This is a genomic window from Leeuwenhoekiella polynyae, from assembly GCF_004104075.1.
Taxonomy (GTDB): Bacteria; Bacteroidota; Bacteroidia; order Flavobacteriales; family Flavobacteriaceae; genus Leeuwenhoekiella; species Leeuwenhoekiella polynyae.
Window position 1 is genome coordinate 668,410 of sequence record NZ_QOVK01000001.1, and the last position, 24,783, is coordinate 693,192.

The window sequence follows — 24,783 nt, forward strand, 5'->3', positions numbered from 1 at the left end:
AACGTATCAGAAAATTAAGAAAAATAGTTACGCGAATCCTGTTCATTCTAATAGGTGCTTTTGCGTTGCTATTAATCATATTTTCTATACCTGCAGTACAAACTGCGATTGCAGATAAAGTTACCCGTTCTATTAACGAGACTTACGGGACTTCAATCTCTATTAAGCGAATCAGTCTAAAATATAACGGTAATGCTTTGATCAAGCAGGTTTGTATAAAAGATCATCATCAGGATACGCTTATTTATTCAAAAGAAGTAGAAACCAGTTTGCTAAGCATTCGGGCTTTAATCAATAACCAGATGAATCTGGGATATGTGCATTTAAATGGTGCAAAGCTCTTTGTTAAAAAATATGCAGGGGAGGAGAATGATAACTTGTATGTGTTTTCTCAGAAATTCAATTCCGGTAAACCGCCGGGTACTCCGTTTAAGCTTTCTTCTTCTGAAGTAGAGTTGAGTGATATGCATTTTAGATTTACAGATGAGGATTTAGACAGTCCGGTTGTTGTAGATTATAAAAACTTGCATTTACTAGCTGAAGATTTTAAACTACACGACGTTGAGGTAACGGCTCAGATTTATGATTTGCAGTTTGACGCAGATCGTGGCTATAATTTAAGAGGCCTTAAAACAGACATTAAATACAATCCAGAAGAGATAGTTTTAAAAGATATGGAGCTCTCTACAGAGCATTCAGTGATTCGTGGAAATGCTTATTTAGATACAAGAAATGATGCCTTTCAAGATTTTAATAATAAAGTAACTTTTAATATTGATTTTGCGCAAAGCGAAATATCCACAACAGATTTACAAGCCTTCTACTCAGAATTTGGAGTAGACCATAAACTATTGCTTTCCGGAAAAATGCTGGGAACTCTGAACGATTTCACAGTAACTGATTTTGATCTGGCAGGTTTTAGTAATAGTCGTATTGTAGGAAATGTGCGTTTCCGTCGCTTATTGGGTGATGATAATACCTTTACTATAGAAGGAGATTACAGACAATTAAAAACCAACTATCTAGACCTAACAGCACTTCTACCCAATATTTTAGGAACTAACCTTCCTGAAGAATTGGTGCGTTTAGGAACTGTTGATTTAAACGGAATTGTAAATGTTACCGAAAATACGGTTTACACAAAAAGTATTATTCAGACCGATCTGGGTTTTCTGGAAACCGATATAGACCTGCAGAATACTCAGAATATGTCACAGGCTTCTTATGTAGGTATGCTGCAGGCTAAAGAATTCAATATGGGAAGGCTTTTAAAAGTTCCGGAGCTGGGTACGATGACTTTTAATATGCGAGTAAATGGATCTGGAGTTGAAGCCGAAACTTTAGATACGCGCTTAGAAGGAATCATACGTAATGTTACGTATCAAGGATACACCTATAAAGGAATTACCGTTTCCGGAAATTTAAAGAATCCCATCTTTGACGGAAAACTAAGTGTTAGAGATCCTAATGCAGATTTTACTTTTGATGGTCTAGTAGATGTTTCAGAAGAGATACATAACTATGATTTTACCGCAGAAATCAATCAAATAGATTTAGGTAAACTCCATTTTCTTAAAGATTCTTCTGCAGTATTAAAAGGGAAAGTAGTAATGGATATGCGCGGTACAAACATAGATGATACCGGCGGAGTCATTGCGTTTTCAAATGCAAGTTTTGAAAATGCAAATGACCTATATGAGTTTCAGGATTTTGTGATTACTTCTGGTTTTAGACGCGGAATCCGTACAATAACTATGAATTCGCCTGATATTATTTCAGGACAGATTTCAGGTGTTTTTAAGTTAGAGGATGTAAGAGCCTTGTTTCAGAATGCTGTAGGTAGCTTGTATACAAATTATGAACCCGAAACGATCACCGAAAATCAATTCATGGATTTTGATATTCAGATCTATAGCAAGATTGTAGAAGTTTTGGTGCCTGATGTTGAACTAGAACCCGATACTTATTTAAGAGGTAGTGTAGTTTCAGATGATTCTGATTTTAAATTAACCTTTAGGTCTCCTAAAATTAAAGCTTATGGTGTTATGGCAGAAGCTGTAAACGTGCGAGTAGATAATAAGAATCCACTTTTTAACGCATACGTAGAAGCAGATAGTATAGGGAGTGGTGCTTATGGAGTGAGCGATTTTAATCTGATTAATGTTACATTAAAAGATACGCTGTTTGTTCGTTCAGAATTTAAAGGAGGGCCTGATAAGCAAGATGTTTTTGATTTGAGTTTTTATCATACTATTAATGAGGAGAATAACTCTGTAGTAGGATTTAAGAAAAGTAGCCTCAAGTTTAAGAATAACTTGTGGTGGTTGAATGAGGATGATAACAAGAATAACAAGGTTGTTTTTGATAATAACTTTCTGGATTGGGATATAAAAGAATTGATCTTATCTCACGATAAAGAACGTATTTCGCTTGAGGGGGTTGTACGAGACAGTACCTTTAAAGATATTAAAACCAATTTCGAAAGCGTCCGTTTGTCGCATATTATGCCGTATGTAGACAGCTTAGATATGCGTGGTCTGGTAAATGGTAATCTTGATATTCTGCAGAAAGAAGGCGTATACTTGCCTAATAGCACTGTTAATATTTCAAATTTTACAGTTAACGATATTTTGATGGGAGACCTCGACCTCTCCGTTTCGGGGAATGAAAGTCTCACCAGTTATGATATCAATACCCGCCTTATTAATGAAGATGTGGAGGTTTTAACTGCACTGGGGAGTATTAATGTGAATGAAGCAACTCCTGCAATAGATCTGGATGTTCAAATGCGAAAATTGAATTTAAAAGCATTTAGTCCATTAGGTGGTGAAGTGATTTCTTCGATACGGGGCTTGGCTAGCGGAAGAGCTTCAGTGACGGGAGATTACAGGAACCCAGATATTGATGGTGAAATTCTATTACGAGAAGCTGGTTTGGAGATTCCTTATTTGAATACAGATTATGATTTTAGAGGTACGGCGAGAATCAGTCTTAGTGATCAGGATTTTAGATTTGGTTCAGTATCACTTGAAGATACCAAATACAAAACGACAGGAACACTTTCGGGGACTATAAGTCATCAGTTTTTTAGAGATTGGGAGCTTGATCTTGATGTAAATACAGATCGGCTTTTAGTTTTAGATACAGAGCCGGATGATTTTGCGCTATATTATGGTACAGCTTTTATTAGTGGAAGTGCTCAGTTGCAGGGACCTACAGATGAACTTGTTATTGATGTTGAAGCTACAACTGAAGAAGGCACGGTATTTAAAATTCCTTTAAGTGATACTGAGTCGTTTGGAGATAATAGTAAAATTTATTTCTTAAGTCCCGAAGAAAAAGCAGCACGTTTAAAAGGTGAAGAAGTCGTTATTGAAGAAATTAAAGGGCTCGAGCTCAATTTTGATCTAGAAGTTACTCGTGATGCTGAAGTAGAAATCGTAGTTGATGAAGTGAACGGAAGTACACTCAAAGGAAGAGGTGCAGGTTTCTTGCTAATACAGATTAATACAAACGGTAAGTTTAATATGTTTGGTGACTTTACACCCTATCAAGGTTCTTACAATTTTAGGTATAGTGGGGTTGTGCAAAAACAATTTGATATCCTTCCGGAAGGAAAAATAAGTTGGGATGGGAATCCTGCCGAAGCCTTGCTCGATATTAGTGCGGTTTATAAAACACAGGCAAATCCTTCTATATTATTAGACAATCCATCTATTAACCGTAAAATACCGGTAAGTGTCATCATCAATCTTGACGGAGAGCTGGTTCAACCGGAGATAACGTTTGATTTTGAATTCCCCAATACGAGTTCTATTGTGACTTCTGAGTTGGCTTATCGTTTAGATAACCGTGCGACACGGGAACTTCAGGCGTTCTCGTTAGTGACTCAGGGTTCCTTCTTTAGTCAAAATGGGATTGACGCCCAATCAGCCGCTTATGGTAACCTTATAGAGACTGCTTCAGGAATTTTTAATGATTTACTTTCTGATGAAGATGGGAAATTTAATGTAGGTCTCGACTATGTGCAGGCAGATAATCGTCCAGATTTACAGACTTCAGGTCGTTTTGGCTTTACGCTTTCGACCCAGATATCGCAAAAAGTGATCATAAACGGTAAAGTGGGAGTACCGGTAGGAGGGATTAGCGAGCAAGCCGTTGTGGGGGATGTAGAGGTTAATTTCTTACTAAATGAAGATGGAAGTCTGCGCGCGACTATTTTTAACCGTCAAACAGATATTCAATTTGTGGCCCGAAACAATGAGGGGTATACTCAAGGAGCCGGGTTATCCTATTCGGTAGATTTTAATACATTCAAAGAGCTTATTCAGAAAATCTTCAAAGGAAAAGCTCGCGAGGTTGAAGAAGAAATAAAAGTCATTCAGCCAGATTCAGAAATTCCATATAACGGTTTAGAGCAGTAATACAATTCCTATATTCCTTTGAGAATATGATATTTTGAGGTTAATTAAATTTTTGATCTCATAAAAAGGAGGTATTTAGATTATAAATCCGCCAATTTTATCCTTTTTAAAAAAATAGTTGTTAACGATAACGATTGAAATTGCGAATGCCGCCAAATTCATCAAGATTGGCTTAGGAAAATGCAATTCAATTGCTATTTTTACTTCTCATTCAACAGTAAATGACACAAAAAATTAGAAAAATCGGAGTTTTGACTTCCGGAGGTGATTCCCCGGGAATGAATGCAGCAGTTCGTTCAGTAGTTCGTACATGTGCATTTCACAAAATTGAATGCGTAGGTGTTTACAGAGGATATGAAGGGTTGATTGATGGGGATTTTGAGCCGATGGATGCGCGTAGTGTAAGAGATATAATTAATAGAGGAGGGACGATGCTTAAATCTGCTCGTTCTGATCGCTTTAGAACCACTGAAGGCAGAAAAATTGCGTTTGATAATCTGAAGGAAAATAAAATTGACGGTCTTGTTGTAATAGGTGGTGATGGTACATTTACCGGTGGACTTGTTTTCAATCAAGAATACGGCTTTCCGGTGATTGGGATTCCGGGTACAATTGATAACGACATAAGTGGTACTGATAAAACCTTAGGTTACGACACAGCTTTGAATACAGCGGTAGAAGCGATTGATAAAATCCGTGATACGGCAAGTTCTCATAACCGCTTGTTTTTCGTTGAGGTTATGGGGCGCGACGTGGGTCATATCGCCTTAAATGCAGGGGTAGGTGCAGGAGCCGAAGAAATATTGATCCCTGAAGAGAATTTAGGCCTAGATCGATTATTGGAATCTTTGCTACGCAGTAAAGCCAGTGGTAAAACATCAAGTATTGTTGTTGTTGCGGAAGGTGATAAGACAGGTAAAAATGTTTTTGAACTTAAAGACTATGTAGATGAAAATCTTGAGGGTTATGACGTTCGTGTTGCTGTTTTAGGGCATATGCAACGCGGTGGTTCTCCTAGCTGTTATGATCGGGTTCTCGCAAGTAGAATGGGTGTAAAAGCGGTAGAATCTCTTCTTGAAGGACAAAGCAACTATATGGTAGGTATTCAGCATGAAAAAATGAAGCTCTACCCACTTGAGAAAGCAATTAAAGGAAAAACACATATTAATAAAGAACTTGTTCGTGTGTCTGAAATAATGACCACATAATTAGTAATAGAAATCAAATAGTAAATAAGATGGGAAATTTAAAATTAGGTATTAATGGTTTTGGCCGTATTGGTCGTATCGTTTTTAGAGCAACTGTAAAACGTGATAACGTAGATGTTGTGGCGATTAATGACCTACTCGATGTAGAACACTTAGCATACCTTTTAAAATACGATTCAGTACACGGTAATTTTGACGGAACTGTTGAAGTAAAAGACGGAAATCTTGTTGTAGATGGTAAAACTGTACGTATCACTGCTGAGCGTGATCCTAAAAACCTTAAGTGGGATGAAGTAGGAGCTGATGTTGTTGCAGAGTGTACAGGTATTTTTACTTCTATGGAAACTGCAGATTACCACATTCAAGCTGGTGCTAAGAAAGTAGTTATTTCTGCTCCTTCTAAAGATGTACCTATGTTTGTTATGGGTGTTAACCATAAAGATGTAACTGCAAGTGATAAGATCGTTTCTAATGCTTCTTGTACTACAAACTGTCTTGCTCCATTAGCAAAAGTTCTTAATGATGCTTACGGTATCGAAGAAGCTTTAATGACAACTGTACACGCAACCACTGCTACTCAAATGACAGTAGATGGTCCTTCTAAGAAAGATTGGAGAGGTGGTCGTTCTGCAATGGCAAATATTATACCTGCAAGTACTGGTGCTGCTGTAGCAGTAACTAAAGTGATTCCTGAATTGAAAGGAAAATTAACAGGTATGGCTTTTCGTGTTCCTACTACAGATGTATCAGTAGTAGATTTAACCGTGAAACTTTCTAAAGATACAAGCTACGAAGATATCAAGAAGACTTTTAAAGCAGCTTCTGAAGGGGAGATGGCTGGAGTTCTTGGTTATACTGAAGAAGCAGTTGTTTCTCAAGATTTTGTAGGTGATGCACGCACCAGTATTTTTGATGCAGGTGCTGGTATTGAGTTGAATTCTAAATTCTTCAAGATCGTATCTTGGTATGATAATGAGTTTGGATATTCTAATAAATTGGTAGACTTAGCGGAATACGTTAACGCTCTATAATCGCTTTAACTGAATACAAGCCCTTTGACTCAACAGGTTTAAGGGCTTTTTTAAACTCTTATAACACATGATATTATTAGTAGATAGCGGGTCGACAAAGACAGATTGGATCGCATTAAATGCTGAAGGCGCAGAGATTTTTCAAACACAAACTTTTGGATTAAATCCACAGGTTTTGTCTGCAGAGATCTTAACAGAACGTATCATTAACAATTACGAGCTGTATAAACATCGTCATGATGTGACACACGTGCACTTTTATGGTGCAGGATGCGGGACTCACAAGCCCAAAGAATTAATCAAGGGTGTTTTTGAAGACTTTTTTGATAAAGCTCAGGAAATTGATATCAAAGAAGATACGTATGCTGCACTTTATGCTACTACTAAGAGAAACGAGGCAGGTATTGTTTGTATCATAGGTACAGGTTCTAACTGCAGTTTATATGATGGGGAGAATATAGAGCAAAAAGTTACCTCTTTAGGCTACATCCTTATGGATGATGGTAGTGGTAATTATTTTGGACGTCAACTTTTACGTGATTTTCATTTTAATAAAATACCTAAAGAACTGGCTTACGAGTTTGCTAAACAGTTTGATCTTACAGCAGAAAGTATAAAAAATCATTTGTACAAAATGCCTAATCCAAATACGTATTTAGCACAATTCGCTCGTTTTATAATAACAAATAAAGATCATGATTACTGTAAAAAGTTAATTCGAAAAGGTTTTAAACTTTTTATTGAACACCAGATTCTTCAGTTTGATAATGCTAAAGAAATTCCGATTCATTTTGTAGGATCGATATCATTTTATCTTCAAGATGAGTTGAAGTCGCTTTTAAGTGAGTATGACTTGAAAATAGGTAAAGTTTTAAAAAGACCTATCGAAGGACTTGTAGCATATCACAAAAACTACATGATGGTTTAGTGAGAACAAGCTTTAAATTAAAAAAACCTGAAAGAATTATTCTTTCAGGTTTTTTTAATTTAATAAAGGTTTTATCTACTTAATAGCAATCATAGAGATCTCTACATTTACAAATTTCGGGAGATTTGCAACTTCTACAGTTTCACGTGCAGGAGCAGTTTGCTCGTCAAAATAAGTACCATAAACTTCGTTTACAGCAGCAAAACTATTCATATCGCTTAAGAAAATTGAACTCTTAACTACGTTTTCAAAAGTAAGTCCGGCTTCGGTAAGAATTGCTTTTAGGTTTTGCATAACCATTTTAGTTTCTGCGGCGATGTCGCCACTTACTAATTCCCCGGTTTCCGGATTGAGTGGAATTTGACCACTAATGTAAAGGGTTTCGCTAGCAAAAACAGCTTGGTTGTATGGACCTATTGGTGCTGGAGCGTTTGAAGTGCTGATTATTTTTTTCATAATTTAAAAGGTTTTCAGGTTAGGTTAAAGACGTTGATCTGGTGTGCGGCGTTGCTCGTATTTTAGATCGCTCAAGACGCTAGATTTAATACCTATAAAGAAGTTCCACGATGCATAGGTTCCAAAAGGAGTCCAGGCAAAAGTCATGTTGAAGCTCTCCAGATCTCTAGCAAATCTTAATTGTGTAGGTGTGAATTTTCCGGTAGTAAGATCTATACCGGAAGAAGCTCCAACAAACCATTTTTCGCCCAACTCAACATCTCCACTAAAGTTTATCGCATGAGAGGTAATCAGATCTTGTCGTGCTGCATTACCATAATTCACATTATAGTTTACGCGTAGATTCCAAGGGATGGTGTAATTGTATAATTTTTGTTTTTCATCAGGATCTTCTTCTGCACCTTCGGTATCATTAAATTTATTCTGAAGCTGCCTGCTGTCTTCACCTAACAAGTTATCCCGCCTACCACCATTTCGGGAAGTTTGAGTATTTTCATCCTCCAAGTCGTCATTTTCTTTACCAAAACTTTTGCTGCTGAACGAATACCCGAAGTTGGCACTGGCATTAGTAAGCCTAAAAAGGCTTCCGCCATTTGCGATATTGAGTTTGTCAATACGTTTGTTGTTGTTGTTTAACGCGTAAGGGTCAAGTGTCATATTAAAATTGACGCTCAATTTACTCTGAATAATGGGGATTGTTCCTCTCACAGAAACCGGACTCAATCTCAAGCTATCTGCTAGAAAATTATAGTTTGTAGAGATAGCCAGATTGCTAATAAGATCTATTTTTTTCGGTTCAATAGCGGTACTGTCTTTATCACGCACTTTAGCTTCAAGCGTGTTGTTTACGCTAAAGCTGATACCACTAGAACTAAAATTACTAGGAGCCCCATAAAAACCACCTTCAAATCGAGAATAGGTAACCTCGCGTGTTAAATCGCCATTAGGATCATCCAATTCAGGAGCAAGATACGTCTCGTAATATTGATCAAATGCCGGATTGTAGTTAAAAGAAACCGATGGTTTCATCGTGTGACGTATTGCCTGAATCTTTTTATCATCCCCAAAATTAGCCTGACCATAAACTGTTGTACCTAAGCTGGTACTGAAGTTATATGTTCTAAAAGAATCAAAGCCATTAACTGTGTCAAGCACAACTTTGCGAAGGTTCGGGTCGTACCCTTGATTTATCGTTTCAAAAACCCAACTTTCCTGATAATTAGTACTTGCAGAAACACTAAAATGTTTAAAAAGTTTAAAGTTGGTAGTAATGGGAATACTGTGGCGAATACCCAGATCTGCATCTCTAAACATCTGTGCAGTAAAGAATAAGCTATCTGTAGTTACAATACGATTTTCACCGCTACCGCTGTAGTTGAAATTTATATTTTGAATAAACCCTTTTTTAGAACCGCTTTTGGGAGCAAAAGGATAAATACGGTCTACATTTAACTGTAAGCTAGGTAAGGTCATATTTATAGCCTGCGTCTGGGTATTTTGTGAATGTCTGGCAGTTAAAGCGAGGTTGACCTGAGGCACAGTCTGAAAGGTTTTAGAATAGGATACCGATGAACTCAGGGTGTTTGTTAACCTACTTGCGGTGTTGTCAATATTCGTCGACTGCGTGAAATAATTACTACTACCTAAGTTAACCGATGCAGAAAATCGAGAATTAGGGCTCGCTTTAGAGTCTTGACTATGTGACCATTGTATGTTGTAGGTGTTTGTTTCAGCAAAATTAGGGAGACCTCGCTCCCCGTTTAAGAGTCTTTCGTAACGTATGTTTACATTACCGCTGAACTTGTAGCGCTTCCTGTATGAGCTACTTCCTCTTAACGCATAACTACCATTTGTGTAATAATCTCCCGTTAAGGTGAGGTCCATATAATCGTTAACAGCAAAATAGTACCCACCATTTTGTAGAAAATATCCCCTTTCATTGGTTTGCCCTGGGGATGGCATTATAAAACCAGAAACACTGGTTTCTTTTTCCATTGGGAAATAAGAAAAAGGCACTCCAAGTGGAATAGGTACATCGTAAACAAACATGTTTACAAGACCGGTTACGATTTTCTTTCCGGGAACAAATTTTACTTTTCTGGCGTAAAAATAATATTCAGGATCCTCCTCATTTTCACTGGTGGTGAAACGGACATTTTTCATAAAAACGACCGAATCATTTACCCGCTTACTCACTTCGTTTTTAATATAGAATTCCTGTTGCTGCGTACGCGAACCGTAAATGAGTGCTTTTTCAGTTTTGAAATTATACTTAATAGAATCAGGTTCTACGGTGTTTGCTCCCTGAACGAAAACAGGTCCTTGTGTATAGCCTGTAGAATCTTTAATTCCTTTAGCAAAAACCGTATTGGTATTGTTGTCTACGATTATTTGCCCCGCAGTAATGTTTATGTCTGTATAGTTGATCTGTGCTTCGTTATATAAATAGAGTTTATTTTCTCTTCTATTGAATTTAGAATAATCAGTGGCACTGTATTTGACAATATCGGTTAATGCTTCTCTGGGAGTAGCGATACTATCTTGTGAAGTGCTGTCTTGCTGCGATTCTGGTTTTTGTTCCGTTAATAGGGTTCCCTTAGGTTTTAAGCGGGAGTTAACGCCAGATGTGTCTGCAGGTATCTTATTAAGCGTGTTAACCGGTAGTTCCTGAGACCATAAAGACCCACAGTATAAAAGGCTTAAGCCTAGAACTAGCAGTACTGAAAGGATCTTTGTTTGCAATGGGATTAATACTATTTTTGTAAATGTAAGGGCAAAAATCAAAGTGCCAAAATTACATCTATTTTTTAGAAGCCCTAAAGTATTACCATTAAATATGGACGAATTAAACTCAGGGGAAAAATCTTTGATTTCAAATTCTAAAAGACTATAATTTCTAAGCTCTGGCTGCAAGTATACAAATCCCAGGCAGTATATAAAATAGTTAGACTTTAATTGACGTTACCCAAATATGAGAACGACCGCAATCTATATATTAGTATTTCTTTTTATAATTCCTTCAAAAAAGGGTTTTGCCAACCTCAAGCCCGATGATTTTAAAAAATTTATCGTCGTCATTGATGCCGGTCATGGCGGTCACGACCCCGGGAAAAACACGAGAAATGGCATCAAAGAAAAAGATATAGCCCTTAAGATTGCTTTATTAATAGGTGATGAGCTTCAAAAGCGAAAGGATATAGAAGTGATTTATACCCGTAAAACAGATGTTTTTATAGGTCTTGAAGAACGTGGGCATATTGCGAACCGTGCTGAAGCAGATTTATTTATTTCGGTACATTGCAACGCCCACAATTCACAAGCATCCGGAGCAGAAACATACGTATTGGGATTGCATCGTAATAAAACAAACTTTGAGGTGGCTAAGGCCGAAAACGAAGTGATCTATCTAGAGGATAATTATGAAGAAAAATATGCTCAGTATAATTTGAATTCACCAGAATCTGTAATCGGGCTTACGCTAATGCAGGAAGAGTTTTTAGACCAGAGTATACAGCTCGCGAGTTATGTTCAGGATAATTTTAGACAGAAACTGAAGCGAAAAGATCGTAGTGTAAAGCAAGCAGGATTTGTGGTTTTGCACCAAACCGTTATGCCTAGTATTCTTATCGAGACTGGTTTTATAACCAATAATGACGAAGGTAGATTTTTAAATTCTTCAAGTGGTCAGAGAGAAATAGCTCATGCCATAGCGCAAGCTGTTGAAAAATATAAAGAGAATGTATTAACCAATAACTTCTTAGGGCTTCAAAAGGAGGTGCCCGTTGCCGAAGTAAAAGATGTGGTTGTAGCTGGTGCGATCTTTAAAGTTCAAATTGCGGCGAGTAGTAAAAGTGTTGATCCCAAGCCGTATAACTTTAAAGGGTTGCGCGGAATCTCTAGATCTAAAGAAGGTAAACTGTATAAGTATTATTATGGTGACACCTCAAATTATACAGAAATAGAGCGTATGTTGCGTGAAGCTCAGGCTAAAGGATATAAGACAGCATACATTGTCGCTTTTAAAAATGGTATTAAGCAAAACGCTAATGATTTTATAAATAAAAGTTAGCGTACGAAGCCCTAATAGAATTTATTCCTAAATTTGAGGCTCATCAAAAAATATTACATTGAACATTTCTAGAGAGGTAAAAACAGGTCTTTTAGCAGTTGTTGCTATTGCTCTGCTAATCTTTGGCTATAGCTTTTTAAAAGGCAATAACCTGTTGAACAACGACCGTACCTATTACGCCATCTACGATAATGTAGAAGGTTTATCGCCAGGTTCTAATGTCACTATAAATGGTCTTAGTGTAGGTAAGGTTCTATCTATAGATTTTGCAGATTCTAAGGGAGATTTGTTAGTGACCTTTAATATTCAAAATGATTTTCAGTTTTCTAAAGCGAGTAAAGCTCAGATTTATGGAGGTGGGCTGATAGGTGGTAAAAACTTATCTATCGTTCCGGACTATGAGCAGGGAGAAGCAGCAGAATCTGGAGATACACTTGAAGGTACCATTGATGAAGGTATTTTTGAGCTTGTAAATGAGCGTCTTACTCCCCTTCAGGCTAAGGTAGAATCTGTGATAAACAGTACAGACTCTGTACTGACTGGTGTTTCTGATGTTTTAGATCAGAAAACGCGTAAGAATCTTAGAGAAACCATAGAAGATATTAATGCAACTGCTACCAACTTTAAACAGGCTTCTTCTAGTTTAAATCAGCTACTTGCAGATAATGATCAGAAGTTGTCAAGAACGTTTACTAATCTAGATGAAATGTCTGCCAATTTTAATAAAGTGAGTGATAGTCTTTCTAAAGTAGATATCAACGCTTTAGTTATGAGAATGGAAAGTGTTCTTGCAGACTTTGAAAGCATATCATCTAAAATAGAACGCGGAGAGGGAACGCTTGGTCAATTTATCAATGACGACCAGATGTATAACAATTTAGAGCGTGCTACAAAACAGATGGAAGAGTTGATGCAAGACATAAAGCTTAATCCTAAGCGTTACGTGCATTTTTCAGTCTTTGGTAAAAATCCAGGTTCTTATGAGCAGCCAAAAGATTCACTTAAATAAAACTAATGCAGTATCTGCCTAATATTTTGTTTGTTATTGCTCTTGCAGCAGGAGTTGGTTTTTTTGTGCTGAATATTAAAAAACTCATTCGCAATATCAAGTTAGGTCGTGATGAAGACCGTAGCGATAACAAGCCGCAACGTTTAAAGAATATGGCCAAAATTGCTCTAGGGCAATATAAAATGGTTAGAAGACCAGTTTCAGGTATCGTTCACGTATTGGTATATTTAGGTTTTGTTATTATTAATATCGAAGTTCTTGAGATTATCATCGACGGGATTTTTGGTACACATAGAATTTTTAGTTTCTTAGGAGGATTTTACGATTTTTTAATTGCTGTTTTTGAAATTTTTGCATTGCTTGTTTTAGTAGGTGTTATCATTTTTTGGGTACGCCGAAACATTCTACATATACAACGGTTTCTCAATCGCGAGATGAAAGGTTGGCCCAAATTAGACGCCAACTTAATATTGTATTTTGAAGTGGTTTTGATGGTATTATTTTTGACCATGAATGCTGCAGATTTAACGCTTCAGGCTAAAGGAGCTGAGCACTACGCTAACACTTCGGGTATTATTGGGTCTTTTCCTGTTAGCCAGTTTATTGCACCTTTATTTGAAAACTTAAGCATTTCAACCCTAATACTTATTGAGCGTACCGCTTGGTGGATTCACATTTTAGGAATCTTGGTATTCCTTAATTATTTATACTATTCAAAGCACCTGCATATCTTATTGGCTTTTCCCAATACCTATTTTGCACGTTTGAAGCCACAAGGTCAATTTGATAATTTGGAAGCTGTAACTAATGAGGTGAAATTGATGATGGATCCTGATGCAGACCCGTATGCAATGCCCGAAGAAGGTGCAGAAGAAGAGGTTCCTGCTAAGTTTGGTGCCAGTGAAGCTACAGATTTAAGTTGGGTACAATTACTCAATTCTTACACGTGTACAGAGTGTGGTAGATGTACGAGCGAGTGTCCGGCAAATCAAACAGGTAAAAAATTATCGCCGCGTAGAATTATGATGGCAACCCGTGATCGTATAGAAGATATCGGTAAAAATATAGATGCTAATAAAGGATCGTTTAAAGATGACGGCAAACAATTATTAGATGATTATATTAGCCGTGAAGAATTATGGGCGTGTACTACGTGTAATGCATGTGTAGAAGCTTGCCCCGTAGGTATTAATCCGTTGTCTATAATTATGGATATGCGTCAATATCTTGTGATGGAGCAGAGTGCTGCGCCAACAGATTTAAATAACGCGATGACCAATATCGAAAATAATGCAGCGCCGTGGCCATTTAACCAAATGGACAGGGCAAATTGGATTAACGAGAACTAGTAACCAACCAGTAAATATCAAAATAGAGAACTCATGAAAAAAGAGGAAGTAGACAAAATGTTAAGTGAAAAACTTCAAGATGGGGAGCACGTAAGTCCTGTGTTACCTGATGGAGTTAAGAACTACCTCATTGACATAGACGGAACAATTACTGAAGATGTTCCTAACGAAGAACCAGAGCGTATGGGGACTTGTGAGCCGTTTCCTGATGCTTTAGCTACCTTAAACAAATGGTACGATGAGGGTCATATCATTTGCTTCTTTACATCACGTACAGAAGAGCACCGTGAAGTAACCGAAAATTGGTTAAACAAACACGGCTTTAATTATCACAGCTTATTAATGGGTAAACCTCGTGGCGGCAATTACCATTGGATTGACAATCACCTGGTAAGAGCTACCCGTTATAAAGGGAAGTTTACAGATCTTGTAGAAAAAGATGTAACTATAGAAGTGTTTAAAGACTAAGTTTTAGACACTAACGCATAAAACAATTATCTATGGCAGAAGCTATCAAAGTACCTACGATGGCAGAATATATGGCACAGGGCAAATCACCAGAAGTTTTATTCTGGGTGGGCTGCGCCGGAAGTTTTGACGACCGTGCAAAAAAGATCACTAAAGCATTTGTTAAGTTATTGGCAAAAGCAGGGGTAGATTTTGCGGTTTTAGGTACCGAAGAAAGCTGCACCGGTGATCCGGCAAAGCGTGCAGGTAATGAGTTTTTATTTCAAATGCAAGCGGTCACTAATATCGAAGTGCTTAATGCGTATGAAGTAAAAAAAATTGTCACAGCTTGCCCGCATTGTTTCAATACAATTGCTAATGAATATCCCGGTTTGGGAGGTAATTACGAGGTTTTGCATCATACCCAATTTCTAAAAGCGTTAATCGAAGAAGGTCGTTTAACGGTAGAAGGAGGGAAGTTTAAAGGGAAACGTATAACCTTTCACGATCCGTGTTATTTAGCACGAGCTAATCGCATCTATGAAGCTCCACGAGATTTGCTAAAGAAGCTCGAGGTAGAACTTATAGAAATGAAACGTTGCAAGACTAAAGGTTTCTGTTGTGGTGCAGGTGGAGCTCAAATGTTTAAAGAGCCTGAACCCGGTACTAAAGATGTAAACATCGAGCGTACTGAAGAAGCCTTAGAAACAAAACCAGAAGTTATTGCAGCCGGTTGCCCGTTTTGCAATACGATGATGACAGACGGTGTTAAAAATAAAGAACAAGAAGGCAAAGTTGAAGTTCTGGATATTGCAGAGATGATAGCCAGTGCTGAAGATTTATAATTAAAACTTATTATTTAATTATAAAAAGCCACTCTATTTAGGGTGGTTTTTTTATGCTCTTTGAATTTATTGCGTATGCTTATATATAAAGCTTTGATTTTAGAGCCTTTTAACACTATCTTTTTTAAAGGCATGCTATATAAACCTTAAGTTTGTGAGAATAAATTTCTCTTAACTTTATGTTGACTCCTTTTAAAGAATTACCAGATAATGCACGCTTATGGATTTACCAAAGCGACCGTAAATTTTCAGAAGAAGAACTTCCTAAACTTCAGCAATATTTGACTGAGTTTCTACAGCAGTGGACGGCTCACGGAGCAAGTCTTAATGCGGGTTTCGAAATAAAATACGATCGTTTTATCGCTATTGCACTAGACCAAAGCGCCAGCTCAGCAAGTGGCTGTTCTATAGATGCGCAAGTACATTTTATACAACAGTTGGAGAAGGAGTTTGATATTTCTCTTCTCGATAAAATGAATGTGACCTATATTCAAAATGATCGACTACACTTTAAACCGCTTGCAGATTTTAAAAAAATGGCAAAAGATGGTGCTGTAGGTAAAAACACTACTGTTTTCAATAATTTAGTGAATACTAAAGAGGAATATTTAGAACATTGGGAAGTGCCTGCAATAGAAAGCTGGCACAGCCGTTTCTTTAAATAAAAAGAATTATATGCTAAAAGATCGTTTACTCTTAGGAGTAGTACTCATAATGGCCTTTACGGGCTACTCACAAACCAAGAATCCATTAATTGCAAAAGAACTCTCTGAACAACAAGCTTGGGTAGATAGCATTTACGACTCCATGACCTTAAAAGAAAAAATAGGTCAGTTGTTTATGGTTGATGTTTTTAGTAGCGACCCAAAGTCTAAGACTGACGCTATAAAGACCTTGATCAAAAACAACCATATAGGTGGCGTTATTTTTTCAAAAGGTGGTCCTATGCGTCAGGCAAAACTCAATAATGAGTTTCAAGAGGCAAGTAAAGTTCCATTAATGATTGCGATGGATGCTGAATGGGGGCTTGCCATGCGCTTAGACTCTACTTATGCATTCCCTTGGAATATGACCTTGGGTGCTATCCAAGACAATAAGATAGTTGAGCAGGTGGGACGCCAGATCGGCTTACACAATAAAAGAATGGGAGTACATATCAATTTTGCTCCGGTTGTAGATATCAATGTAAATCCAGAAAATCCAATAATTGGTAATCGCTCTTTTGGAGAAGACCGCGATAATGTTACCCATAAAAGTGTAGCCTTTATAAGAGGTATGCAGGGAGCTGGAGTTCTGGGGAGTGCAAAACATTTCCCGGGACACGGGGATACCAATCAGGATTCGCATAAAACGTTACCTACAATACCATTCACACGCAAGCGACTAGATTCTATCGAGATGTATCCCTATAAAAAGGTGATCGATGCGGGTATCGCGAGCATTATGGTCGCGCATCTTAACGTTCCGGCATTAGAAAGTAGAAAAGGTTTCCCAACTTCTCTTTCTCAAAAAGTGGTTACCGGTTTGCTAAAGGATAGCCTCAAATTTCAAGGTCTGATCTTTACTGATGCATTGAATATGAAAGGAGCTTCCAATTATAAAGAGCCCGGATTGATTGATCTGGAGGCTTTTAAAGCCGGAAATGATATTTTGCTTATTAGCGAAAATGTACCCAAAGCGGTTGCGAAAATAGAAGAAGCTTATACTAAAGGTGAAATCACAGAAACCCGTTTATCACGTTCAGTAAAGAAGATTTTATTTGCAAAGTTTAAGGTAGGTTTAAATAAGTATCAGCCGGTTGAAACTGCAAATCTTTACGGAGATCTCAACAAACCTGAAGATGAAGTGGTTTACCGCAAAGCAATGGCCAGCGCTCTTACCGTTCTGAAAAACAATCAGGCGATTTTGCCGGTAAAAGATCTTGATGATAAGAAGATCGCCTATGTGGAATTAGGAGATGATAGCGGTGATGCATTTTTTCAATCTTTAAAAAAATATGCTGAGATAACAAAAATCAGCGGTTCTTCTGCAACAGAGCTACTTCCAAAACTAAAAGACTTTAATTATGTGATTATCGGTTTTCACCGTTCTAATGATAATCCGTGGAAATCTTATTCTTTTTCAGCTCAAGACATAGCAACTATTGAAGCAATTGCAACTGAGAAAAAAACAGTTTTAGATGTTTTCGTGAGGCCATATGCGCTTTTAAAATTGAAAAACACTCAGCATATTGAAGGCGTGATTATGTCTTACCAAAATAGTGAGATCGCCCAGGATTTGAGTGCTCAACTTATTTTTGGCGCTATTGGTGCCGAGGGGAAGCTTCCGGTTTCTATAGGAGATGAGTTCAAGATCAATACCAGTTACGAGACCGGAACGCTGCGCCGGTTAAAATATGGCATTCCTGAAGAGGAAGGGATGGATTCTAAAAAACTAGGAGGCATTGATAAGCTGATGCAAGAAGGTCTTACCGATATTATGTTTCCTGGAGCACAGGTCCTGGTAGCACGTCATGGTAAAGTGATCTATGAGAAAGGCTTTGGGTACCATACTTATACTAAAAAGCAAAAAGTATCGCTTGATGATGTGTACGATCTGGCTTCGATGACAAAAGTTCTGGCTACATTACCGCTTCTTATGAAGCGTTATGATGAAGAAAAACTGACTTTAGATGACAAATTAGGAACCTTACTTCCGGTATTGCAAGGGTCTAATAAACAAAATATCACTGTAAAACAGGTCTTGTCGCATTATGGCAGACTCAAACCCTGGATACCTTTTTACACGGCAACGTTTGATGAATCCGGAAAGCTTTCAAAAAAATACTATCGTACCCGATCTGAAGATAATTTTGATATAAAAATCGCAGAAGATATGTATTTGCGCAATGATTACCCGGATACGATTGTAAAAATTATTGCAGACTCAGACTTGTTGAGCAGGCGCGTTTATAAGTACAGCGATCTGTCTTATTTTCTATTTAAAAAATATCTTGAAGATACAGAAGGAGATGATTTGAACGGCTTGACGCAGAGCTATTATTACAATTCTCTGGGAGCAAATAAAATGGGGTATAAACCTCTTGAGCGTATTGCAAAAAATACTATTGTACCTTCAGAGAATGATACGTATTGGCGTATGCAGCAGGTACAAGGTTATGTGCATGATATGGGTGCAGCTATGGAAGATAATATAGGCGGTCACGCCGGTCTCTTTAGTAATGCTAATGATGTTGCCAAGATGATGCAAATGTATCTGCAAAATGGATATTATGGAGGGAAACGCTATTTCTCAAAAGCTACTATGGATGCCTTTAATACCTGTTATTATTGTTCTGAAGGCGTGCGTAGAGGTGTAGGTTTTGATAAACCTCAGCTGGGTACAGCCGGGCCTACCTGCGGTTGTGTCTCTAAGTCGAGCTTTGGTCATAGTGGTTTTACCGGTACGTTTACTTGGGCAGACCCCAATACAGAAATCATTTATGTGTTTCTTTCAAATCGTACTTTTCCTACCGCAGATAACAGAAAGCTAATTTCCTCAAACTTGAGAACACGTATTCAAGAAGTCATTGAAAATGCTGTAATGCCATGATTCTGGCTATAAATAATGATTAAAACCAGAATTTTAATTCTTGAGCTGACGTAATAATTGGTAATTTTACGTCATGAAAATTGCTATAGTTTGTTATCCCACTTTTGGAGGTAGTGGTGTTGTTGCTACAGAGCTGGGTATCGCGTTATCTAAACGCGGTCATGAAGTTCATTTTATTACCTATAAACAGCCCGTTAGGCTTGATCTTCTTAATGAGAAAATATTTTTTCACGAGGTAAATGTACCGGAGTATCCGCTGTTTCACTTTCAACCTTATGAGTTAGCACTTTCCAGCAAACTGGTTACGATTATCAAAGCCTATCATATAGATGTGCTGCACGTGCATTATGCCATACCGCATGCATATGCGGGTTACATGGCAAAGAAAATGCTTCAGCAAGAAGGAATAACCATACCTATGGTGACAACCTTGCATGGAACCGATATTACTTTAGTAGGAAATCATCCTTTTTACAAACCGGCAGTAACTTTCAGTATCAATAAAAGTGATGTGGTGACTTCGGTTTCGCAGAGTTTAAAAGACGATACCAATCGTTTATTTGATATCAAAAGAAAGATCAAGGTCATACCTAATTTTATAGACCTCAGTACGGTTAAGAATTCGTTTACAGATTGTCAACGCGGATTAATGGCTTCTGAAAATGAACGTATAATTACACATATCAGTAATATGCGGGAGGTAAAGTGTATTCCTGATGTGATTAAGACATTTTATGCTATTCAAAAGAAAATACCAGCAAAACTTATTATGGTAGGAGAGGGGCCAGAACGAGCTCCTGCGGAGATTCTTGCGGAAAAATTAGGTATTGCTTCAAAAGTGATTTTTTTAGGAAACAGTAATGAGATCGATAAGATTCTTTGTTTTTCTGATCTGTTTTTGCTTCCTTCTAAGGCAGAGAGTTTTGGTCTTGCTGCGCTTGAAGCGATGTCGCACGGAGTGCCGGTGATTTCCTCAAATGCTGGGGGACTTTCAGAAGTAAATACGGAAGGTTTTTCAGGCTTTTTAAGTGATGTAGGAGCTGTTGATAATATGGCGAGTAATGCGCTTAAAATTCTAAAAACAAATGATAGTCTGGCTCAATTTAAATTGCAGGCAAGACAGCAAGCAACGCAGTTTGGTATAGAAAAAATTGTACCGATGTATGAAGAGGTTTATGCTAAAGCAATTACTAAAAACCAACCCAAAACTAAAGAGTCTTTAACCTAGAAGAACTCATGATGACGCATAAAAAAGCCGAGAATTTTAAAATTCTCGGCTTTTTTATATTTCTATTTTTGATTGATTAAAACTGATAACGTATACCTAGTGCGATATCAAAATCTAAATCGTCGTTGTCATAATAATCATTACCGTCACCAAAACCTATCTCAGGTCTAAAGTCTAAAGAAAGAACTAACGGGATATCAAAATTATATTCTATACCTATATCACCTGCTGCAAATACAAAAGTGTCGTCATCATAACGATTGTCATCATAACCATAAGATGCAAGACCACCACCGGCACCAGCATACCAGTTGAAACCTCCGTCAATATTCCATACCCATTGGTAAAGACCTGCAAGTTTAAATCCGTCATAGTTATTTCCGTCTCTAATACCTAAATCCAATTCTAAACGGTTGTTATCACCTAAGCCTCTTTGGTAAGATATCTCGGCACCAAAACCATCATTATCACCCAATCTAAGACCTAATGCATTTTTTGCAATATCCTGAGCTTGTGATGTAAATGAAAACCCTGCAATAAGTACAAACGCTATTAATACTTTTTTCATAATTGTAATTATTTTAAATGTTAGTACTGCAAATGTAATTCTAGAAAACCGCTGTGCTTACACGTACTGCGCCAATATTTTGTTAAGCTTATCTAATCATTTGTTAATGGCTTCAAGAGGAATAATTGTAACTTTAGCCTATGATTTCAAACCTGTCAGAAGCTTTAAAAACACTTGCCAATTCTTTAGAAGGAAACCTGGTTCACGATGATTTGTACAAGCATTTATATGCTACAGATGCCTCAGTGTATCGCAGGTTGCCGCTGGCTGTTGCTTTTCCAAAAAATGAAAATGATCTAAAGCATCTCATTTTATTTGCAGGTGCTCATCAGGTTGGTTTAATACCGCGAACAGCAGGGACTTCGCTTGCCGGTCAATGCGTAGGAGATGGTATTGTGGTTGACGTTTCTAAACATTTTACTGAGATCATTTCTTTTGATAAAGTCAATAAAACGGTTACTGTTCAACCGGGAGTGATTCGGGACGAACTCAATAGATTTCTGGAACCGCACGGCTTATTTTTTGGGCCGAATACCTCAACATCAAATCGCTGTATGATAGGCGGTATGGTGGGAAATAATTCTTCGGGAACAACCTCTATTCAATATGGAGTAACGCGTGATAAAGTAGTTCAGCTTAAAACGCTACTGAGTGACGGAAAGGAAGCGGTTTTTGCCGAAATCACACCTGAAGAATTTTCGCAAAAGCGTAAACTAAAAAGTAGAGAAGGTGATGTATACCGAAGCATTTTTGAAGAATTAAAAAATCCTGAATCCCGAAAGGATATTCGGGAGCATTATCCCAAGCCTGAAATACATCGCAGAAACACCGGTTATGCATTAGACGCATTGCTTGATAATTCAGTTTTTGAAGCAAGTAGCTCTGAGCATTTTAATATGTGCAAACTACTGGCAGGAAGCGAAGGTACTTTAGCTTTTACAACAGCAATCACTTTAAAACTTGATGAATTACCACCAGCAAACGGAGTAATGGTCGCGGCTCATTTTAAAAGTATCGAAGCCTGTTTAGAGGCTGTTGTCCCTGCTATGAAGCATAAGCTATACGCTTGTGAGATGATGGATAAGGTTATTTTAGATTGCACGCTTAACAACCGCGAACAACAAAAAAACCGCTTTTTTATAGCAGGTGATCCACAAGCGATTTTAATGCTTGAAGTACGCGCTGAAACACTTGATATGGCTCGCAAAGCAGCTATAGAATTGATTGCGACCATAGAAGCTTCAGGCTTGAGTTATGCTTATCCTACTTTAGAAGGGTCTGAGATTATGCAAGCTCTGGAGTTGCGTAAAGCCGGCTTGGGCTTATTGGGTAACATCGTAGGCGATCGCAAGGCAGTGGCGTGTATAGAAGATACTGCAGTAGCTTTGGAGGATCTTGCACCCTACATTAAAGAGTTTAGTGCGTTAATGGCAAAATTTAAACAGGATGCGGTATACTATGCACACGCTGGAGCCGGAGAATTGCACTTGCGACCTATTTTAAATTTAAAAAAAGCCGATGATGTTGTTTTATTTCGGCAGATAACTACTGCGGTCGCACAGTTGGTAAAGAACTATAAAGGCTCTATGAGCGGCGAGCACGGTGACGGTATCGTGCGCGGAGAGTTTGTAGCGTTGATGTTAGGCAGTGCCAATTATGAGCGCTTAAAACGCATTAAAAACAGTTTTGATCCTCAGCATATTTTCAATCCCGGAAAGCTGGTAAACTCAGAACCTATGGATGTGCATTTACGGTATACACCAGATCGTGACGAGCCGGAAATTGAAACGCTGATGGACTTTAGTGATACTCAGGGAATTTTAAGAGCTGCAGAGCAATGCAACGGTTCTGGTGATTGTAGAAAGATGCCGGAAGCCGGTGGAACAATGTGTCCCAGTTATCGTGCAACCCGTGATGAGAAAGATTCTACGCGTGGCAGAGCTAACGCACTCCGTGAAATTTTAACGAGTTCTGAGCGTAGAAACAGCTTCAATCATAAGGAATTGAAAGCCGTATTTGATCTTTGTCTCAGCTGTAAAGCTTGCGCGAGTGAATGTCCCAGTAATGTAGATGTCGCTACTCTTAAAGCAGAGTTTGAATATCAATATAAAAAAGAAAATGGAAGTTCGTTAAGAACGCGTGCTTTTGCATTTAATGCGTATTTAAACAAATTTGCTGCGGTGCTTCCCGGTATCACAAACGGATTGTACAAAGCCAAATTGAGCGGTAAATTCATCAGAAAAACTTTAGAAGTAGCTCCAGAGCGTAGTCTTCCGCCTTTGGCAAAAAGAACCTTACGGAAGCGCTTTAAAAAGCTCAGAGCATTCAATCCAAAAAATCCTATAAAGACCGTTTATCTATTTGCCGATGAGTTTACTAATTATCTGGATGCTCAGATAGGGGAAGATGCAGTGATCTTATTGCAGCGGTTGAATTATGAAGTACGCATTGTAACCCACGCAGAAAGTGGCAGGTCTTTTATATCAAAAGGTTTTTTAAAATATGCACGGAAAGCTGCTCAGAAAAACATTCAGACTTTTAAAGATTTAATTGATGAAGAACATCCATTAATTGGTATTGAACCCTCAGCTATTTTAGGGTTTAGAGATGAATACATCAGGCTGGCAAAAGATGTTGAAGCAGCTAAAAAGCTTGCGAAAAATACATTTACTATAGATGAATTTCTAAATGCTGAAATCAAAGCAGAACGTATTAAAGCAACCTCTTTTACTACCGAATCAAAAAAACTTAAAATCCACGGGCATTGTCATCAAAAAGCATTGAGCGGTATAGAGCATACGTTTAATATTCTCAATTTACCAGCTAATTTTAAACCAACCATTATTCCGTCTGGATGTTGTGGTATGGCGGGATCTTTTGGATACGAGAAAGAACATTACGATTTAAGTATGCAAATAGGGGAGCAAACTTTGTTTCCAGCGGTTAGGAAGGCTACTGGCGAAACTTTGATCGTAGCTCCCGGAACAAGCTGCAGACATCAAATAAAAGACGGGACGCAGCGTGAAGCAGTACATCCCGTAACTGTTTTGAGGAATGCCTTGGTTTAAATCTAATTGATAGCTAACAAAACTATTCCGTTAGGGAAAGCGTGTTTAAAATTACCAATAACTCGATCTTGAGCTTCTAGTTTTTGAGTCATTTCATCACATAAGAGGTTACAGTCCATTTCTATCTCGTTTAAAATGCTAAAACCGGAGTCCAATCTGACAAAGTTATTACCGTTACTTTTAAGGTCGATTTCAAAAGTTGTATCAGCATCAACATCTTCTGTATTATTGATACTAATTAACTTATAGCGTATAGAACTCCCATCAGCGGGAGGATTTTTTACTTTCATTTTCTCAACAGTAAGGTCATAAATCTTGCCGGGCACATAGTTAAAATCTTCTATGGGACTGTATAATCTGCTCCATTCTGAAGAACCAATAGCTTCTTCTTCCTGAATTAGCAATGTCAAATATTGACCTTCTCCCACACCAGTATTGCGATAATGATTTACTTTAAGGTTTACAGTTTGACTGTCCTCATTATCATCATTGGTACAGGAAAACAGACAAATACATAAGAGAACTAGCGTTAATATATGTTTCATAATAGATTGTTTCCTAT

General features: G+C 37.8%; 17 protein-coding genes. 13 read left to right on the forward strand and 4 right to left on the reverse strand.

Features of this window, described 5'->3' with window-relative positions:
• Positions 1–65 precede the first annotated feature (65 nt).
• From DSM02_RS02870 to DSM02_RS02885, 4 genes are all read left to right on the forward strand, one after another.
• A complete protein-coding gene (locus tag DSM02_RS02870) occupies positions 66–4,424 on the forward strand; it encodes a translocation/assembly module TamB domain-containing protein (RefSeq protein ID WP_128764217.1) in 4,359 nt (1,452 codons plus the stop codon).
• 221 nt (positions 4,425–4,645) lie between these two features.
• The gene (gene pfkA / locus DSM02_RS02875) at positions 4,646–5,632 is read left to right on the forward strand and encodes a 6-phosphofructokinase (RefSeq protein ID WP_128764218.1); all 987 of its coding nucleotides are present in this window, start codon (positions 4,646–4,648) and stop codon (positions 5,630–5,632) included.
• A gap of 29 nt (positions 5,633–5,661) precedes the next feature.
• The gene (gap, locus tag DSM02_RS02880) at positions 5,662–6,663 is read left to right on the forward strand and encodes a type I glyceraldehyde-3-phosphate dehydrogenase (protein WP_128764219.1); all 1,002 of its coding nucleotides are present in this window, start codon (positions 5,662–5,664) and stop codon (positions 6,661–6,663) included.
• Positions 6,664–6,730: 67 nt separating this feature from the next.
• Complete coding sequence (locus tag DSM02_RS02885) at positions 6,731–7,591, forward strand: BadF/BadG/BcrA/BcrD ATPase family protein (protein WP_128764220.1); 861 nt, start codon at positions 6,731–6,733, stop codon at positions 7,589–7,591.
• A 75-nt stretch (positions 7,592–7,666) separates the two neighbouring features.
• On the opposite strand, the gene DSM02_RS02890 is transcribed toward DSM02_RS02885, so the two are convergent.
• Together DSM02_RS02890 and DSM02_RS02895 are read right to left on the reverse strand one after the other, a co-directional pair.
• Complete coding sequence (locus DSM02_RS02890) at positions 7,667–8,047, reverse strand: RidA family protein (RefSeq protein WP_128764221.1); 381 nt, start codon at positions 8,045–8,047, stop codon at positions 7,667–7,669.
• A gap of 24 nt (positions 8,048–8,071) precedes the next feature.
• On the reverse strand, positions 8,072–10,789 hold the full coding sequence (locus DSM02_RS02895; RefSeq protein WP_240673964.1) for a putative LPS assembly protein LptD: 2,718 nt from the start codon (positions 10,787–10,789) through the stop codon (positions 8,072–8,074).
• 229 nt (positions 10,790–11,018) lie between these two features.
• Between DSM02_RS02895 and DSM02_RS02900 the strand changes: the two genes are divergently transcribed.
• The 8 genes from DSM02_RS02900 to bshA all read left to right on the forward strand — a co-directional run bounded on the left by DSM02_RS02900 (position 11,019) and on the right by bshA (position 20,585).
• Entirely contained in the window at positions 11,019–12,116 is a 1,098-nt protein-coding gene (locus DSM02_RS02900; protein ID WP_128764222.1) for an N-acetylmuramoyl-L-alanine amidase family protein, read from the forward strand.
• Positions 12,117–12,174: 58 nt separating this feature from the next.
• Positions 12,175–13,125: an MlaD family protein gene (locus tag DSM02_RS02905; RefSeq protein WP_128764223.1), complete on the forward strand. Its 951-nt coding sequence runs from the start codon at positions 12,175–12,177 to the stop codon at positions 13,123–13,125.
• Between the two features lie 5 nt (positions 13,126–13,130).
• On the forward strand, positions 13,131–14,474 hold the full coding sequence (locus DSM02_RS02910) for a (Fe-S)-binding protein (RefSeq protein ID WP_128764224.1): 1,344 nt from the start codon (positions 13,131–13,133) through the stop codon (positions 14,472–14,474).
• Between the two features lie 33 nt (positions 14,475–14,507).
• Positions 14,508–14,942, forward strand: coding sequence for an LNS2 domain-containing protein (locus DSM02_RS02915; protein WP_073099969.1), 435 nt, complete (start codon positions 14,508–14,510; stop codon positions 14,940–14,942).
• Positions 14,943–14,974: 32 nt separating this feature from the next.
• Positions 14,975–15,766, forward strand: coding sequence for a (Fe-S)-binding protein (locus tag DSM02_RS02920; protein ID WP_128764225.1), 792 nt, complete (start codon positions 14,975–14,977; stop codon positions 15,764–15,766).
• Positions 15,767–15,945: 179 nt separating this feature from the next.
• On the forward strand, positions 15,946–16,431 hold the full coding sequence (locus DSM02_RS02925; protein WP_128764226.1) for an ABC transporter ATPase: 486 nt from the start codon (positions 15,946–15,948) through the stop codon (positions 16,429–16,431).
• Between the two features lie 10 nt (positions 16,432–16,441).
• Positions 16,442–19,357, forward strand: coding sequence for a glycoside hydrolase family 3 N-terminal domain-containing protein (locus DSM02_RS02930; RefSeq protein WP_128764227.1), 2,916 nt, complete (start codon positions 16,442–16,444; stop codon positions 19,355–19,357).
• A gap of 73 nt (positions 19,358–19,430) precedes the next feature.
• Complete coding sequence (gene bshA, locus DSM02_RS02935) at positions 19,431–20,585, forward strand: N-acetyl-alpha-D-glucosaminyl L-malate synthase BshA (protein WP_128764228.1); 1,155 nt, start codon at positions 19,431–19,433, stop codon at positions 20,583–20,585.
• 76 nt (positions 20,586–20,661) lie between these two features.
• On the opposite strand, the gene DSM02_RS02940 is transcribed toward bshA, so the two are convergent.
• Positions 20,662–21,153 (reverse strand): hypothetical protein, encoded by a 492-nt coding sequence (locus DSM02_RS02940; protein ID WP_128760276.1) that lies wholly within the window; start codon positions 21,151–21,153, stop codon positions 20,662–20,664.
• Positions 21,154–21,293: 140 nt separating this feature from the next.
• On the opposite strand from DSM02_RS02940, the gene DSM02_RS02945 reads away from it, so the two are divergent.
• Positions 21,294–24,221: an FAD-binding and (Fe-S)-binding domain-containing protein gene (locus DSM02_RS02945; RefSeq protein ID WP_128764229.1), complete on the forward strand. Its 2,928-nt coding sequence runs from the start codon at positions 21,294–21,296 to the stop codon at positions 24,219–24,221.
• Positions 24,222–24,223: 2 nt separating this feature from the next.
• Here DSM02_RS02945 and DSM02_RS02950 read toward each other — a convergent pair whose 3' ends face one another.
• Positions 24,224–24,766, reverse strand: a complete 543-nt coding sequence (locus DSM02_RS02950; protein WP_128764230.1) for a DUF4377 domain-containing protein — start codon at positions 24,764–24,766, stop codon at positions 24,224–24,226.
• Positions 24,767–24,783: the final 17 nt, after the last annotated feature.

Coding starts and splice junctions, on each gene's coding strand:
- pfkA (WP_128764218.1), top strand. CDS start 4,646: ATGACACAAAAAATTAGAAAAATCGGAGTTTTGACTTCCGGAGGTGAT.
- gap (WP_128764219.1), top strand. CDS start 5,662: ATGGGAAATTTAAAATTAGGTATTAATGGTTTTGGCCGTATTGGTCGT.
- DSM02_RS02885 (WP_128764220.1), top strand. CDS start 6,731: ATGATATTATTAGTAGATAGCGGGTCGACAAAGACAGATTGGATCGCA.
- DSM02_RS02890 (WP_128764221.1), bottom strand. CDS start 8,047: ATGAAAAAAATAATCAGCACTTCAAACGCTCCAGCACCAATAGGTCCA.
- DSM02_RS02900 (WP_128764222.1), top strand. CDS start 11,019: ATGAGAACGACCGCAATCTATATATTAGTATTTCTTTTTATAATTCCT.
- DSM02_RS02910 (WP_128764224.1), top strand. CDS start 13,131: ATGCAGTATCTGCCTAATATTTTGTTTGTTATTGCTCTTGCAGCAGGA.
- DSM02_RS02915 (WP_073099969.1), top strand. CDS start 14,508: ATGAAAAAAGAGGAAGTAGACAAAATGTTAAGTGAAAAACTTCAAGAT.
- DSM02_RS02920 (WP_128764225.1), top strand. CDS start 14,975: ATGGCAGAAGCTATCAAAGTACCTACGATGGCAGAATATATGGCACAG.
- DSM02_RS02925 (WP_128764226.1), top strand. CDS start 15,946: ATGTTGACTCCTTTTAAAGAATTACCAGATAATGCACGCTTATGGATT.
- DSM02_RS02930 (WP_128764227.1), top strand. CDS start 16,442: ATGCTAAAAGATCGTTTACTCTTAGGAGTAGTACTCATAATGGCCTTT.
- bshA (WP_128764228.1), top strand. CDS start 19,431: ATGAAAATTGCTATAGTTTGTTATCCCACTTTTGGAGGTAGTGGTGTT.
- DSM02_RS02940 (WP_128760276.1), bottom strand. CDS start 21,153: ATGAAAAAAGTATTAATAGCGTTTGTACTTATTGCAGGGTTTTCATTT.
- DSM02_RS02945 (WP_128764229.1), top strand. CDS start 21,294: ATGATTTCAAACCTGTCAGAAGCTTTAAAAACACTTGCCAATTCTTTA.
- DSM02_RS02950 (WP_128764230.1), bottom strand. CDS start 24,766: ATGAAACATATATTAACGCTAGTTCTCTTATGTATTTGTCTGTTTTCC.